Source organism: Oceanibaculum indicum P24, from assembly GCF_000299935.1.
Taxonomy (GTDB): Bacteria; Pseudomonadota; Alphaproteobacteria; order Oceanibaculales; family Oceanibaculaceae; genus Oceanibaculum; species Oceanibaculum indicum.
Genome location: NZ_AMRL01000031.1, coordinates 1 through 15,273 on the forward strand (window position 1 = coordinate 1; position 15,273 = coordinate 15,273).

At 65.9% G+C, this 15,273-nt stretch carries 14 protein-coding genes and 1 pseudogene; 12 read left to right on the top strand and 3 right to left on the bottom strand.

The window, feature by feature from the left end; translation table 11 throughout:
* From P24_RS16715 to P24_RS19460, 7 genes and pseudogenes are all read left to right on the top strand, one after another.
* Positions 1-2,013, top strand: a pseudogene (locus tag P24_RS16715) (chromosome partitioning protein ParA); the annotation flags it as partial.
* A 129-nt stretch (positions 2,014-2,142) separates the two neighbouring features.
* A complete protein-coding gene (locus tag P24_RS16720; RefSeq protein WP_008945928.1) occupies positions 2,143-2,520 on the top strand; it encodes an AtpZ/AtpI family protein in 378 nt (125 codons plus the stop codon).
* Between the two features lie 21 nt (positions 2,521-2,541).
* Positions 2,542-3,267 (top strand): F0F1 ATP synthase subunit A, encoded by a 726-nt coding sequence (locus tag P24_RS16725; protein ID WP_008945929.1) that lies wholly within the window; start codon positions 2,542-2,544, stop codon positions 3,265-3,267.
* Positions 3,268-3,326: 59 nt separating this feature from the next.
* Entirely contained in the window at positions 3,327-3,551 is a 225-nt protein-coding gene (locus tag P24_RS16730) for an ATP synthase subunit C family protein (RefSeq protein WP_008945930.1), read from the top strand.
* A gap of 124 nt (positions 3,552-3,675) precedes the next feature.
* Positions 3,676-4,266: a F0F1 ATP synthase subunit B family protein gene (locus P24_RS16735; protein WP_202802410.1), complete on the top strand. Its 591-nt coding sequence runs from the start codon at positions 3,676-3,678 to the stop codon at positions 4,264-4,266.
* A gap of 10 nt (positions 4,267-4,276) precedes the next feature.
* Positions 4,277-4,759: a F0F1 ATP synthase subunit B family protein gene (locus tag P24_RS16740; protein WP_008945932.1), complete on the top strand. Its 483-nt coding sequence runs from the start codon at positions 4,277-4,279 to the stop codon at positions 4,757-4,759.
* Positions 4,760-4,887: 128 nt separating this feature from the next.
* On the top strand, positions 4,888-5,454 hold the full coding sequence (locus tag P24_RS19460; protein ID WP_008945933.1) for a c-type cytochrome: 567 nt from the start codon (positions 4,888-4,890) through the stop codon (positions 5,452-5,454).
* On the opposite strand, the gene P24_RS16750 is transcribed toward P24_RS19460, so the two are convergent.
* The gene (locus P24_RS16750) at positions 5,451-6,464 is read right to left on the bottom strand and encodes a DUF2125 domain-containing protein (RefSeq protein WP_008945934.1); all 1,014 of its coding nucleotides are present in this window, start codon (positions 6,462-6,464) and stop codon (positions 5,451-5,453) included. The two genes, P24_RS19460 and P24_RS16750, sit on opposite strands and share 4 nt — an antisense overlap.
* A 123-nt stretch (positions 6,465-6,587) precedes the next feature.
* Between P24_RS16750 and P24_RS16755 the strand changes: the two genes are divergently transcribed.
* On the top strand, positions 6,588-7,259 hold the full coding sequence (locus tag P24_RS16755) for a gamma-glutamylcyclotransferase (RefSeq protein ID WP_008945935.1): 672 nt from the start codon (positions 6,588-6,590) through the stop codon (positions 7,257-7,259).
* On the opposite strand, the gene P24_RS16760 is transcribed toward P24_RS16755, so the two are convergent.
* Positions 7,256-8,284, bottom strand: a complete 1,029-nt coding sequence (locus P24_RS16760) for a succinylglutamate desuccinylase/aspartoacylase family protein (RefSeq protein ID WP_008945936.1) — start codon at positions 8,282-8,284, stop codon at positions 7,256-7,258. The genes P24_RS16755 and P24_RS16760 overlap by 4 nt on opposite strands.
* A 313-nt stretch (positions 8,285-8,597) precedes the next feature.
* Between P24_RS16760 and P24_RS16765 the strand changes: the two genes are divergently transcribed.
* The 4 genes from P24_RS16765 to P24_RS16780 all read left to right on the top strand — a co-directional run bounded on the left by P24_RS16765 (position 8,598) and on the right by P24_RS16780 (position 13,944).
* Positions 8,598-10,184 carry an ABC transporter substrate-binding protein gene (locus tag P24_RS16765; protein ID WP_008945937.1) on the top strand — a complete coding sequence of 529 codons (1,587 nt, stop codon included), beginning with the start codon at positions 8,598-8,600 and terminating at the stop codon, positions 10,182-10,184.
* A gap of 102 nt (positions 10,185-10,286) precedes the next feature.
* On the top strand, positions 10,287-11,270 hold the full coding sequence (locus P24_RS16770; RefSeq protein WP_008945938.1) for an ABC transporter permease: 984 nt from the start codon (positions 10,287-10,289) through the stop codon (positions 11,268-11,270).
* Positions 11,270-12,229 (top strand): ABC transporter permease, encoded by a 960-nt coding sequence (locus tag P24_RS16775; protein ID WP_008945939.1) that lies wholly within the window; start codon positions 11,270-11,272, stop codon positions 12,227-12,229. The genes P24_RS16770 and P24_RS16775 overlap by 1 nt, the downstream gene beginning before the upstream one ends.
* A gap of 5 nt (positions 12,230-12,234) precedes the next feature.
* Complete coding sequence (locus tag P24_RS16780) at positions 12,235-13,944, top strand: ABC transporter ATP-binding protein (protein ID WP_008945940.1); 1,710 nt, start codon at positions 12,235-12,237, stop codon at positions 13,942-13,944.
* 447 nt (positions 13,945-14,391) lie between these two features.
* Here the strand turns inward: P24_RS16780 and P24_RS16785 are convergent, their stop codons facing one another.
* Positions 14,392-15,258: an OmpA family protein gene (locus P24_RS16785; RefSeq protein WP_008945941.1), complete on the bottom strand. Its 867-nt coding sequence runs from the start codon at positions 15,256-15,258 to the stop codon at positions 14,392-14,394.
* Positions 15,259-15,273 lie beyond the last annotated feature (15 nt).

Consider the following 15,273-nt stretch of genomic DNA (forward strand, 5'->3'; position numbering starts at 1 on the left):
GGTTTGCAGGCCGCGCTCACCGACCGGCAGGATGAGAAGGCCCCGGTGCTGGCGAAGCTGTCGGCACAGCCGGGCTATGAGGCGGCGTTGGGTGCTGCGCTGGGCGAGGATCTGGATGCGTCGCTCGGCGGGGCCGGGCAGCGCCGCTGGGAAGAACTGCCGCCGCTGGATGTCGCACAATCCCTGCCGGCGGGGGCGGAACCGCTGTCCGGCTTCGTCACCGCCCCTGCGGCGCTGGCGCGGCGCCTGTCGCAGATCGGCGTGGTCGCGGATGAGGCGGCGGCACTCTCCTTGCGTGATGCGCTGAAGCCGGGGCAGCGGCTGGTGGACCGTGCGGGCGGGCTGTGGCGCTGGGACGGGTTCACCGTTGCCGCCGGGGCGCCAAGCGCCGCCGCGGCCCGGCTGCGCCAGAAGAACCGGCTGGTGGCGCTGGAAGCCGATCTGGCCAAAGCGGAAGCCGAACTGGCGCGGCTGGCCGAGGCACATGGGGCGACGGAACAGGCGGTGCGCGCGGCGGAGGCGGAGGTGCAGCAGGCGCGGCAGGGCGAGGCCGCTGCCCGGCAGGCCGAGGCGCAGGCGCGCAGCGCGGAACGCGAGGCCTTCACCAGGCTGAACGGGCTGCGCGAGCAGGAATCCCGTCTGGCGCAGAAGCGGTCGGCACTGGAATCGCGGCAGGCCGCGCTTGCCGCCTCGCTGGAGCGGCTGGCGGCAGAGAAGGCGGAGGCCGGGGAGCAGCGTGTGGCCGCCGAGGCGGCGCTGGTGGAGATAGGCGATCTGGCCGAACGCCGCCAGCAGGCCGATGCCGGGCGTGCTCTGCTGGCCGAGAAGCGCATGGCGGTGGTCGAGGCACGCAGCCGTCATGATGCGCTGAAGCGCGAGGCGGATTCGCGGCGCCAGCGGCTGGCCGCCATCGCCGACGAACGCCGCTCCTGGGAGGGGCGGGCGAAGGGCGCGGCGCAGCGCATAGCCGAGATCGAGGCGCGTCAGGCGGAGGAACGCAGCGCCATCGCCGGCTATGAGAAGCGGCCGGCGGAGATCGCCGAACAGCGCGCCATTCTGGTTGCCGGCATCGCCGATGCCGACCGCCGGCGCAAGGCGGCGGCGGTGGCGCTGGCCGAGGCGGAATCGGCGTCCTCCGAGACGCAGCGCCTGCTGCGCGCGCTGGAGGCCAGCCTGGGCGAGGCGCGCGAGGACCGGGTGCGTGCTGAGGCGGCGGTCGAGCAGGCCAGCCAGGCGCGGCAGGTGCTGATTGATCGGGTGCGCGAGCGTCTCGACTGCCGGCCCGATCAGGCGCTGGCGGCAGGCGGCATCGACCCGGCGGAAGAAATGCCGGACGAGGCGGAGGTGGAGCAGCGGCTGGAGCGGCTGAGCCGCGAGCGCGACGGCATGGGGCCGGTCAATCTGCGTGCCGAGCAGGAGGCCGGCGAGGTCGAGACCCAGGTCGAGACGCTGCAGCAGGAGCGCACCGACCTGATCCAGGCCATCGCCAAGCTGCGCCAGGCCATCGGTGCGCTGAACCGTGAGGGGCGGGAACGGCTGCTCGCCTCCTTCGGCAAGGTGAACGCCTATTTCGAGGAGCTGTTCGTGCGGCTGTTCGGCGGCGGCCGCGCCTATCTGGAGCTGGTGGAATCCGACGATCCGCTGGAGGCCGGCCTGCAGATCATGGCCAGCCCGCCGGGCAAGAAGCTGCAGGCGCTGTCGCTGCTGTCCGGCGGCGAGCAGGCGCTGACCGCGCTGGCGCTGATCTTCGCCGTGTTCCTGACCAACCCGTCGCCGATCTGTGTGCTGGACGAGGTGGACGCCCCGCTGGACGACAGCAACGTGGACCGGTTCTGCCAGCTGCTGGACCATATTGCGGCGGAAACCGGCACCCGGTTCCTGGTCGTAACCCATCACCGCCTGACCATGACCCGGATGGACCGGCTGTTCGGCGTCACCATGGCGGAACGCGGCATCAGCCAGCTGGTCTCGGTCGATCTCAGCGGTGCGGAAAAGCTGCGGGCCATTGCCTGATCGCGCTGCCGGAAAGAGGCGGAATTCCGCGCCTCCGGGGCTGCCCGATTCCTGCCTTGACAGGGTGGGGGGCAGTCCTTATGGTCCGCGTCGCGCTGACGGCGCTATCGCCGGAAGCCTTGGGTTCGTGTGTTCATCTTGACTGATCGTGAGCCGGAAAAAACGTCCCTGCGGGACATCGCCGAGCGCCTGAACCAGGCGCGGGGCACGCAGGGCGGAAAGAAGGAACGGTCGGGCGGCGCCGGATCGCTGAACTCGTCTTTCGGGACGGGTTTGCGGATCGGGGTCGAGATGGTCTCCGCACTCGCTGTCGGGCTCGGCATTGGCTGGTTGCTCGATGCGTGGCTGGACACGAAACCATGGCTAATGGTGGTGTTTTTCTTTCTGGGGGCGGGGGCCGGCGTGATGAACGTCTACCGCGCCATCATGGGGATCGGGCTGGCGCCGGGCTACAGGAAGCCAACGGCAAAGGCCCGGGACGAAGACGGAACCGACCTCGACGCTTAACCGCACGGAACGGGGCAAGCCTTGGCCAGCAGTCCTCTCGAACAGTTTCAGATCAAGCCGCTGATTCCCATTGAGGTTGGCGGTCTCGATCTTTCCTACACCCAGTCCTCGCTGGTGATGACCATTGCCGTCGTCCTGGTGACCGGGTTCCTGACGCTCGCCGTCCGCGGCCGCGGCATGGTGCCGACGCGCCTGCAGTCGATGGCTGAGCTGTCCTACGAATTCATCGCCGGGATGATCCGCGACAGCGTGGGGTCGGAGGGGCGCAAATACTTCCCCTTCGTGTTCTCGATCTTCATGTTCATCCTGCTCGGCAACCTGCTGGGCATGATCCCCTACAGCTTCACCTTCACCAGCCACATCATCGTCACCTTCGCGCTGGCCTTTGCCGTGTTCGTGATCGTGACCCTGATCGGCCTGGTGCGTCACAAGCTGCATTTCTTCAGCTTCTTCTTCCCGGAAGGCGCGCCGATCTACATGGCGCCGATCCTGATTCCGATTGAGGTGCTGTCCTACCTGGCGCGCCCGGTCAGCCTGTCGATCCGCCTGTTCGCCAACATGATGGCCGGCCACACCATGATGAAGGTGTTCGCCATGTTCACCATCGCGCTGGGCGTGTTCGGTGTGGCGCCGCTTGCAATCAATGTGGCGCTGACTGCCTTTGAAATTCTGGTCGCCGTGCTGCAGGCCTACGTCTTCACGATCCTGACGTGCCTGTATCTGCGCGATGCGATCCACCTGCATTAGCCGCTGATCCAGCGTCGCTAATAGTAATCTTGTTCCACCTAACCTAGAGGACCGAAACGATGGAACTCGAAGCCGCCAAGATGATCGGTGCTGGCCTGGCCGTGATCGCCCTGATGGGTGTCGGCGTCGGTATCGGCAATATCTTCTCGACCCTGATCGCCTCCATTGCCCGTAACCCGGCTGCCCGCTCGGAAGTGTTCCCGATCGGCATTCTGGGCTTCGCGCTGACGGAAGCGATTGCGCTGTTCGCGCTGCTGATCGCCTTCCTCATCCTGTTCGCCTGATCCTTCGGGTCCGGTTTCCGGCCGGGGCGGTTCGTCCTCCCGGCCGGGTCCACGGAAGCGGTGGCTCCGGCTGCCGCTGTCCGTACCAGAGGAACCAGGCAGGATTGCCAAAGGCAGGATTGCGATGACAAGCCTCCGATCCCTCATGGCTGTTGGCGCCGGTATTGCCGGCCTGGCCGTGTCCAGCGCTTCGGCCCTGGCCGCGGAAGGCGGCGGTGCAGGCTTGCCGCAGCTTGATCCCAGCACTTTCGCGACCCAGATCTTCTGGCTCGCGGTGACCTTCATCGTGCTCTATCTGCTGATGTCGCGCGTGGCGCTGCCGCGTGTGCGTGACGTCCTGGAAGAGCGCGAGCGCCGCATCACTGACGACCTGGAGAAAGCCCAGCGTCTGAAGGAAGAGGCGGAAACCGTGCTGGCGGAATACGAGAAGGCGCTGGCCGATGCCCGCGCCAGCGCGCAGGCGCTGTTCGCCGAGGCCGCCGAGAAGGCCAATGCGGAAGCCGCCAAGCGTCAGCAGGACATGTCGCAGAAGCTGGCCAAGCAGCTTGAAAAGGCGGAAAGCCGTGTTCAGGCCGCGAAGACCGAGGCGCTGGACAATATCCGCCAGGTCGCCACGGATGTGGCGCGCGATGCGGCGGCCCGGCTGATCGGTGGCGACGTCGGCGAGGACGATGCCGCCAAGGCCGTCACGGCCGCCATGAAAGACGCAGGCTAAGGGGGCGGTCATGCTGCAGGACACCAATTTCTGGGTTGCCGTCTCCTTCGTGATCTTCGTCGCACTGGCCTACAAGCCGGCGATGCGGCAGATCGGCGGCGCCCTCGATGGCCGGGCGGAGCGTATCCGCCAGCAGATCGAGGAAGCGCAGCAGCTGCGCGAGGACGCCCAGGCGTTGCTCGCCTCCTACAAGCGCAAGCAGCGTGACGCGCTGCAGGAGGCCGAGGAGATCGTGGCGCATGCCCGCGAGGAATCGAAGCGCCAGCAGCAGCAGGCCGAGGCTGACCTCGAAGCGCTGCTGAAGCGGCGTGAGGCGCAGGCGCTGGAGAAGATCGCCCAGGCCGAAGCCAAGGCGCTGCAGGAAGTGCGCGAGAAGGCGGTCGATGTCGCCATCGCGGCGACCCGTCGCCTGCTCGACGAGAAGCTGGACGCCAAGGCCTCCAACGCGCTGATCGACAACGCCATCGACGAGCTGCCCGGCAAGCTGCACTAAGCGGCGCTGCCGCCAGACAAGAGTTTGGGAACCCCCGGCCCGCGCCGGGGGTTTTCTTATGAGCTTCGCCCCGAAATCGGGTGACGTTATACTTCTGCCCGCTCTCAGCGATCCCGGACGGATACCCGATGGCCATCGATCCTTACAAGCGGCGGCAGCAGCGCCTGGACGCCAAACGCGGCGTGAAGCGGGTGGATGAGGATGCCGAGGAGGGCATGCCCGGCCTGCCGCGCATCAGCCGCAGCGGCAAGTTCCTGCTGACCGCCAGCATCGTCGCCGCCATCGCGACCATCGGCGCGGTGTTCTGGGATCGCGAATCGGTGAAGCGCGCGGATACCGCCGACCCCGACAACGCGGCCCAGGTGCAGCTGGGACGGGCGGTCTATTTCGGCCATTGCGCCTATTGTCATGGCGATGCGCTGGAAGGCAAGCCGGGCTGGCAGCAGACCTTCCCGCAGGGCGGCAGGCCGCCGACCCCACTGGATGCCGACGGGCCGTCCCCGCTGCGCAGCGACAAGGCGCTGTTCGAGATCGTGAAATATGGCGGCCAGCCCTACTCGCCGCGCGGTTACCGCAACGATATGCCGGGCTATGAGCACCGGCTGGACGATGCCGAGATCTGGGCCGTCATCGCCTATGTGCAGAAGCAGTGGCCCGATGCGGTGCGCGAAGAGCGCCGGGATCTGAATCGCTAGCGCCAGACGATGCGCGGCACCGGCGCGAGGCGTGCCGGCCCGATATAGAGATAGCCATCCTGCACGGTCACCGGGGCGTTCAGTGTCGGCCGGCCATCGCTGCCCGGCTTCTCCAGCAGGCCGAAGGCGACAGCGGCGATGCTGGCATCCTGCGGGCGGACCCAGCCCATCGCGACCAGCTTCTGCAACAGCGGCCCATGGCCGGACAGGGTGGCGCTCAACGCGCCGACCGGCTGCAGGGCCGGGTCCAGCGCCAGCGTGCCGGAGGCATCGAGGCTGAGCGGCGCCCAGTCGAGCGACAGGCTTTCGATTTCCAGCGTGCCCCCTGCGTCCCGCCAGGCGGCAAGCCGCGCACGGTCCGGCGGGGTGGGCAGCGCCCCCATGATGGTGGCCCGGAAGGACAGGTCGGCCGGCCCTTCGACCGGCAGCGCCTGGCGGCTGGCGATGGCCAGCCCGCTGAGGTCAGCCTCGACGAACAGGCCGGGGTCGGTGTGGCCGCGCGGCGCTTCCTCCGGCAGCCGGGCGGCAAGGCGCAGCGTCTCCGCCGTCGCGCCCTGCAGGCCAGCTCCCGGTGCCAGCGCCAGCCGGGACAGGGTGGCATCGGCTTCGGCGATGCGCCCGGAACCGTCCAGACTGAGTGTTCCCTCCGCCCGGTCGAAGGCAAGTTCGCGCCCGTTCAGCAGGGCCGCCTGCTTGCCGTCGCTGGTGAAGGCAATCTTATGCAGCTGCCAGGGCAGTGCCTCCAGCGTCAGGCTTTCCGCCTGCCAGGACCAGGCATTACCGCCGCGTTCCTGGATCAGGCGCGGGGCGCTGAGGCGCGCGCGGAACTGAAGCGGGAAACCATCAAATGTCAGTTCGCGCCAGCCGGCCTCCACCCCCTGCGCCCGCTGCTGCTCGGCCCAGCGCTCGATGCCCTGCTCCAGCCGGTCGGCCATCAGGTGCCAGTAGGCGGCATAGGCGGTGCCCAGGATGACGAGGAAGGCGGCGATGAGGAAGGAACGGCTGGGCATGGATCATCCGGGTTCGTGGCGGGTTGGTGGCGGGACTGGTGGCAGATGGGCCCAAGGGCGGTGGCTGGCATGCCGGACAGGCTATTCCGGCAGGCTGTTGCATTCCATATAGTGGCGCACAGCATGCGCAACGATGATTTCCTTCACTCTCCGCTGTTCCGCTCCGCCGACCCCGAGGGCCGGGCGCATCGCCTGTTCGACTATCGGGGGCCGGGCGAAGGCGATGCCTGGGTGTTCGGCTATGGCTCGCTGATGTGGGACCCGGGTTTCCCCCATATCGAGGCGGTGCCGGCACGGCTGCAGGGCTATCACCGGCGCTTCTGCGTCTATTCCTACCGCTATCGCGGGACGCCGGAAAAGCCGGGGCTGGTGCTGGGGCTGGACCGGGGCGGGGCGTGCAACGGCATCGCCTACCGAGTGGCCGCGTCGGACCTTCCCGATATCTCGACCTATCTGTGGCACCGGGAGATGGGCAATGGCGTCTATCGTGCCGGGCCGCGGCAGCTGCTGGCGGGCGGCACCGGCATCCAGGCGCTGTGCTTCGTCGCCAACCCAGGCAACCCGCACTATGCCGGCCATCTCGACCGGCTGCAGGTGGCCTCCATCGTTGCCAGCGCCATCGGCGGGCGCGGTGCGTGCCGCGAGTATTTTCTGAACACGCTGGAACGGCTGCGCGCGATGGGGCTGCGCGACCGTTCGCTGCTGGCGGTGGGACGGCTGGTCGCGGCGCTGGATGCGGGGCAGGTGGCGGCGCCTGTGCTGCCGCCGGCCCGCCCAGATCCCGATCACTTCTAGTCGATGCTGAAATCGCTGCCGAGGTGGAACAGGCAGTCGCCGCGCTCGGTCCGGCCCGGGATGCGCTTGCACACCACCACGCCGGATTCCTCGAAGCAGACCTCGGCCGGCTCCTTCCACGGCGTCTCCGGAAAGTGGATCAGGGCGGCGGGCTGGCCCTTAACCACCTCGTCGCCGAGATTGACCAGCGGCTCCCACAGCCCATCCTCGCTGGCATAGACGAACCAGGCCTGGCTCGGCGCGCGGGTCAGGCGCACCGGCAGCTCCTCGGACAGTTCCTTCGCCGGATTCTTCAGGCTGCCGATATGGGCCAGCACGCGACGCACGCCGCGCTTGGCGATCTTCAGGATGTCCGGCGTCACCGTGCCGCTGCCGCCCATCTCCGTCAGGATCGAGATCACGCCCTGGCGCGCGGCGGCGGCGGTCGAGGTGCGATCCTCCGTGCCCGGCGGGAACATGAAGCCGATGGGCGCGCCGAACACCTTCATCAGGTCATAGACCTTGTGGCTTTCCTCCGGCGTACGGCCCTGCCGGCCAACCACGGTCGGCAGGTAATTCAGTGAGGAGCCGCCGGAATGCAGATCGACCATGTAGTCGCTGTCGGCCAGCAGCACCGATTCGATGTAGTGCGCGATGATCGGCGTCGGCGTGCTGTCGGCATTGCCGGGGAAGGAACGGTTGAGGTTGCCCTCGTCGATGGGCGAGGTGCGCAGGCCGGCATGGGCGGCCGGATAGTTCGCCATCGGCAGGATGATGATGCGGCCCTTGATGTCCTCGGGCTGGAGCGTGCGGGCAAGATCGCACAGCGTCACCTGCCCTTCATATTCGTCGCCATGATTGCCCGACATCAGCAGCACGCGCGGGCCATCGCCATTCTTGATGCAGACCACCGGGATCGGCAGCCAGCCATAGGCGGAGCGATGCACCGAATGCGGCAGCCGCAGGAAGCCGGTCTGCTTGCCGTCCCTGGAAAAATCGACGGTCGTGGAAATGCGGCTGGGGCGGGGGGCGGCACTGCTTGTCATGGCGGGTTCCTTCGGCCTCCGGGAGAGCGGAGAAGAATTTAGGATAGTAATACCAACAGCCTGTCTGGTTAAGCAGATTGGGTCGCGCAGGTACTGAGGTAGGCTGGAAATCGGTCTATGACGTTCCGATGAAATTCTGCTGTTGGAAAGTCCTAATTTTTGCCGAAATTGCATAGGTGACGTGTGTTGACATCACATCGTAACCCCTGCTTTGATCCCCGGTCTCAACGGCAATCCTATAAAACAGCTGACTCTAATTCAGGCGATCATTTGCCGTTGTCTATATTTTGGGTTCCAAGGAGGCTTTTTCAGTATGCAACGACGATATCTTTCCACTGCGGCGCTTGCCGCGGTGCTGTCCGCCGGTCTGATGGCGGGCCCGGCTGACGCCAAGGAGCTGCGCTGGGCGTTCCAGACCGACACCACGTCCCTCGATCCGATGGGTCACAACGTCACCTTCACCTTCTCCGTGCTGGGCAATGTCTATGAAGGCCTGGTGCGCCGCGGCGCCGATCTTGAGATCGAGCCGGCGCTGGCCGAGAAGTGGGAAATCGTCGAGCCGAACCGCTGGCGCTTCCATCTGCGCAAGGGTGTGAAGTTCCACAACGGCAACGACTTCAATGCCGATGACGTGATCTTCAGCTACCAGCGCATCAACAATCCGGACTCCAACGTCCGCGACCGCGTTGCCGGCGTGACGGAAGTCGTCAAGGTTGACGATTACACGGTTGATTTCGTGACGGAGGTGCCGAACCCCATCCTGATCTCCCAGTGGGAGAGCTTCTTCATGATGGACAAGGAATGGTCCGAGGCCAATGGCGCGACCGTTCCGACCAACACCACCAAGGGCATCGAGAGCTATGCCGGGCAGCACGCCAATGGCACCGGCCCGTTCAAGATCACCGAGCGCACCGTCGATGTGCGCACCGTGTTCGTGCCGAATACCGAGTGGTGGGACAAGGCGACGCATAACCTGACCAAGGTCACCATGACCCCGATCACCCAGTCGGCGACGCGCGTTGCGGCGCTGCTGTCGGGCGAGATCGACATGATGTATCCGGCCCCGCTGCAGGATATCGACCGGATCAACAACAACCAGGGCACCAGCGTCATCAGCGGCCCTGAGCTGCGCACCATCTTCCTGGGCATGGACCAGTTCCGCGACAAGGCGCTGGGCACCAACACCGACAAGAACCCGTTCAAGGATGCGCGGGTGCGCAAGGCGGTCTATCAGGCGATCGATATCGAGCTGATCAAGAAGCGCATCATGCGCGGCCTGGCCGACCCGACCTCGATCATGATCTCGCCGAAGCTGTTCGCCCTTTCCGATCAGGTTTCGCGCTGGCCGTACGATCCCGAGGCGTCCAAGAAGCTGCTGGCCGAGGCCGGCTATCCGGACGGTTTCGAGACCCGCATGGATTGCCCGAACGACCGCTATGTGAACGATGCGCAGATCTGCCAGGCGATCACCGCCATGCTGGCGCGCGTCGGCATCAAGCTGAACATGCGGGCCTATCCGAAGGCGCAGTTCTTCGCCGACATCAACCGTGGCAAGCAGGACTTCGCGATCTACCTGCTGGGCTGGACCCCGTCCAGCTTCGACAGCCACAATGTTTATTACAACCTGATGTCCACCTGGAACGAGAAGACCGGCCAGGGCCGCGTCAACTATGGCGATTTCAGCGATCCGCGGATCGACGAGATCACCAAGCTGATCCTGACCGAGACCGACCAGGCCAAGCGTGACAAGCTGATCCTTGAAGGCTACCAGATCGTCAAGGAGCAGGCCTACTACATCCCGCTGCACCAGCAGGCCGTCGTCTGGGCGGCGCGCGACACTATCGAGCTGAAGCAGCGCGCGGACAACCAGTTCCACTTCCGTCATGTGACGGTGAAGTAAGACTGGGTAATTGAAGCGGGAGTGTCCCAACCGGGGCACTCCCGTTCCCTTTTGTTCCGGGTGCAGCGATGTGCCCGCTCGTTTCGAGATTGAAGACGCCAGATGCTTAAATTCATCGCCGGACGGCTGATGCAGTCCGTGTTCGTGATGCTCTTCGTCGGCGCGATCGCCTTCACGCTGTTCCAGTTCGTGGGCGACCCGATCAACCAGATGGTCGGCGAAGACGCAACCCAGGCCGAGCGCGAGGAATTGCGCGAACGACTGGGCCTCAACGATCCGCTGATCGTCCAGTTCGGCCGTTTTGCCGCCAATGCGGCGACCGGCGATTTCGGCTTTTCCTATCAGCACAAACGCCCGGTCATCGACCTGATCGCGGAGCGGCTGCCGGCAACGCTGGAGCTGGCGGGCCTGTCCATCATCCTGGCGCTGCTGGTCGGCATCCCGATGGGCGTCTATACCGGCCTGCACCGCTATGGCGTGCTGTCCAAGATATTCATGACGCTGTCATTGATCGGCGTCTCGCTGCCGACCTTCCTGATCGGCATCCTGTTCATCTACCTGTTCTCGGTCATTCTCGGCTGGCTGCCCTCCTTCGGGCGCGGCGAGGTGGTCGATCTCGGCTGGTGGACCACCGGCCTCCTGACGCTGTCGGGCTGGAAGGCGGTCATTCTGCCGGCGGTCACGCTGGCACTGTTCCAGATGACGCTGGTGATGCGCCTGGTGCGTGCCGAGATGCTGGAGGTGATGCGCACTGACTACATCAAGTTCGCGCGCGCCCGCGGCATCGCCAACCGGGCAGTCCAGTTCCGCCACGCGCTGAAGAACACGCTGGTGCCGGTGATCACCATCATCGGCCTGCAGCTGGGCACTGTCATCGCCTTCGCCATCATCACCGAGACGGTGTTCCAGTGGCCGGGCATGGGGCGGCTGTTCCTGCAGGGCATCCAGTCCGTCGATATCCCCATCATGTCGGCCTACCTGGTGATGATCGCCTTCTTCTTCGTGGTCATTAACCTGATCGTCGATATTCTCTATTACGTGGTCGATCCGCGCCTGCGCATCGACAGTGCGAAGGGTGCCAACTGATGAGCGGCGCGATGACGAACAAGGGCGACAAGCCCGTGGCGCGATTCGGCGATGGCGTGAAGCGCGCGCTGGACAGCGACATCTTCCACAGCTTCCTGAAGTCGCCGGTGACCATCGTCGCCAGCATCGTCACGCTGGTGATGATCCTGGCCTCGGTCTTCGCCCCGCTGGTGGCGCCGCACGATCCGTTCGACGTGGCGACGCTGAACCTGCTGGACTCCGAGCTGCCACCCTTCTGGGAGGCCGATGGCGATGCCCGCTACCTGCTGGGCACCGACAATCTGGGCCGCGACGTGTTCTCCCCCATCCTCTATGGCAGCCGGGTGTCGCTGCTGGTCGGCTTCACCAGCGTCGTGCTGTCGATGGTGCTGGGCATCGCGCTGGGCCTCGTCGCCGGCTACAAGGGCGGGCTGATCGACGCCTTCATCATGCGTGTGGCGGAAATCCAGCTGTCCTTCCCGACCATCCTGGTGGCGCTGCTGATCAACGGCATCATGCGCGGCCTGCTGCCGCCGGCGCAGCATGCGGAGCTGACGATCCTGGTGCTGGTGCTGTCCATCGGCCTGTCCAACTGGGTGCAGTTCGCGCGTACCGTGCGCGCCTCGACGCTGGTCGAGCGCAACAAGGAATATGTGCTGGCCGCCCGGCTGATCGGCGTGAAGCCGTTCTTCGTCATGCTGCGCCATGTGCTGCCGAACGTGATGGGGCCGATCCTGGTCATCGCCACGCTGGGCCTCGCCGGTGCCGTGCTGACCGAGGCGACGCTGTCCTTCCTGGGTGTCGGCGTGCCGCCGACCGAACCGTCGCTGGGCACGCTGATCAATGTCGGCAGCGACTATCTGTTCTCCGGCGCGTGGTGGATCACGATCTTCCCCGGTGCCGCGCTCGCCATCCTGGTGCTGGCCGTGAATCTGGTCGGCGACTGGCTGCGTGATGCTCTCAACCCGAAGCTGAGGTAAGGACGATGGCGCTTCTCAACATCAAGGGCATGCGCATCGAGTTTCCCTCGCGGCGCGGGACGGTCGAGGCGGTGAAGGGCATCGACCTTGAAGTGAATGGCGGCGAGATCGTCGGCGTTGTCGGCGAATCCGGTGCCGGCAAATCGACCATCGGTAATGCCGTGATCGGCCTGCTGGAAGCACCGGGGCGCATGACTGGCGGCGAGGTCGAGCTGCATGGCGAGCGGATCGACAACAAGCCGTTCCAGGCGATGCAGAAGATCCGCGGCCGGAAGATCGGCATGATCTTCCAGGACCCGCTGACCAGCCTGAACCCGCTGTTCACCGTGGGCCAGCAACTGGTCGAGACGGTGCGCACCCACCTCGACATGAGCGAGGATCAGGCGCGCAAGCGGGCCATCGAGATGCTGGAGGAAGTCGGTATCGACGATGCGGAAAACCGCGTCGATCAGTATCCGCACCAGTTCTCCGGCGGCATGCGCCAGCGCGTCGTCATCGCGCTGGCGCTGTGCGCCGAGCCGGAAATGGTCATCGCCGACGAGCCGACGACGGCGCTCGACGTGTCGATCCAGGCGCAGATCCTCGATCTGATCCGCAAGCTCTGCAAGGAGCGTAATGTCGGCGTCATCATCATCACCCACGATATGGGCGTGATCGCCGAGATCACCGACCGGGTGGCGGTGATGTATCGCGGCAAGATCGTGGAGCTGGGCGAGACCGCGCAGGTGCTGGGGCGCCCCGAGCATCCCTACACCAAGAGCCTGATGGCCGCCGTGCCGCGCTCTGACGTGAAGCTGGACCGGTTCCCGCGCGTCTCCTATTCCGACGGCGAGGTGAAGCAGCACCAGCATATCGACATCCAGTCGCACTGGCTGGGCAAGGCGCAGGCCAAGACCTCGGAGAATACCGGCCCGCTGGTCCGCTGCGAGAACCTCACCATGCGGTTCACCAGCCGCTATTCGGTGATCCCGTCCTGGCGCAAATACTTCACCGCCGTCGATAACGTCTCCTTCGACATCAAGCGCGGCGAGATCTTCGGCGTGGTCGGCGAGAGCGGCAGCGGCAAGTCCACCGTCGCCCGCATGATCGCCGGCCTCTACACGCCCAGCGCCGGCACGATCTATTTCGACGACACGGCGGTCAGCACGCTGAAGACCGACAAGGAGCTGGACCCGTTCCGCCGGCAGATCCAGATGATCTTCCAGGACCCCTATTCCTCGCTCAATCCGCGCATGCGGGTGTTCGACGTGATCGCCGAGCCGATTCGCCATCACCGGCTGGCGGAGAGCAAGGAGCAGGTGACCCAGATCGTCGAGGACCTGCTGGAGCATGTGGAGCTGGGCCGCGCGGCGGCCTGGAAGTATCCGCATGAATTCTCCGGCGGGCAGCGCCAGCGCATCTCCATCGCGCGGGCGCTGGCAACCCGGCCGCGCTTCCTGATCTGCGACGAGCCGACCTCGGCGCTCGACGTGTCGATCCAGGCACAGATCCTGAACCTGCTGAAGGACCTGCAGCAGGAACTTGGCCTGACCATGCTGTTCATCAGCCATGATCTGCCGGTGATCCGCCAGATGTGCGACCGCGTGGCGGTCATGCAGAACGGCAAGATCATGGAGATCGCGGAGACCGAGACGCTGTTCACCGCCCCGCAGAACCCTTACACCCAGCGACTGCTGCAGCTGATGCCGACGATGAATTTCGACGTCGCGGTCTGACGCTTCGCTTCATCGATCCGCCCTATGCTCCCGACCCTCTCCCCTTGCGGGAGAGGGTGGTGAGCGTCAGCGAACCGGGTGAAGGGGCGGCTCAGCCTGTGCGGTTACCCCTCACCCAGCCTCGCCTAATTCGCTCTCGCTCATAAGGCTCGGTAACCCTCTCCCGCAAGGGGAGAGCGAAGAGATTTACGGTGCCATTTCTTTGGTCGTCATTCCCGGGCTTGTCCCGGGAATCCAGGGTTCAGCCTGCACGGGCGGGCATCCAGTAAGCTGAGGTCTGGACCCCCGCAATAAATGCGGGGGTGACGGTCTGAAGTAGATTGCCCGGTCCGAACCTCTCGAAGGGCATTACGGTTTCCCGTCTATTCCGAACGCGCCCTGCCGACCGCACAAAGAAAAACGCCCGGTGCTCAGCACCGGGCGTTTTCTTGTCGGGTGCCTGTCCGCTTAGCGGAACAGGACGACCACGCGGCGGTTGCGCTGCTCGCGCACGCCATCGGCGGTCGGCACGGCGAGGTCGCCCTCGCCCTGGCCGCTGGCGGTGATCCGGCTGACCGGAATGCCGTCGGCGATCAGCGCGTCACGGACCGCCTGGGCGCGGCGCAGCGACAGGCGCATGTTGTAGTCGGACGGGCCGGCGGCGTCGGCATGGCCAACGACGGCGATCGGCGCCTTCTCGTTGCGCGCGGCGTCGGCGGCGGTACGCACGATGCGCAGACCCTCAGCCGACAGGTTGGCGCTGTCGAAGGCGAAATAGACCGTGTACGGGCCAGCCGGAGCCGGGGTGCCGGTCGGGGCCGGAGCAGCGGCCTTCGGCGGATTCATGCCCGCATCGACCTTCTCCATCGCGTCCATGAAGCCCTTGCGGCAGGCGGCGATATGGTCGAACTGCCAGTTCTCCTCCTGCTGCTCGACCCAGCAGTCGAACATGGCCTGCGCGCGCGCGGCATCGGCCGGCAGCTTGGTACGGGCGCTGCCGTCCAGCGCGGTCACCAGGCGCTGGCGGGCGGTGGTCAGCTCGCCCACCTTGTCGGCCGGGACATTCCAGTCGCCGACCTGCTCGGGCAGGACCAGCTGGTTGTTCGCGGCGGCAAGACCCTTCTTCGACCAGGTCACCGAATCGGGCCAGTCATACATCTTGTCGGCTTCGTACACCGCCAGCTCGCGATATTCGTTGGTCAGCGCAACATTGAAGGGCGACGCGCCGGTCGGCTGCGCGGTGCGGACATGGTCGATGTTCGCGGTGCCGCAGGCGGCAACCAGCAGGGCGGTGGCCCCTGCGAACAGGAATTTCATGGATGAATGGAAGGCCATTGGGGGTTCCTTTCT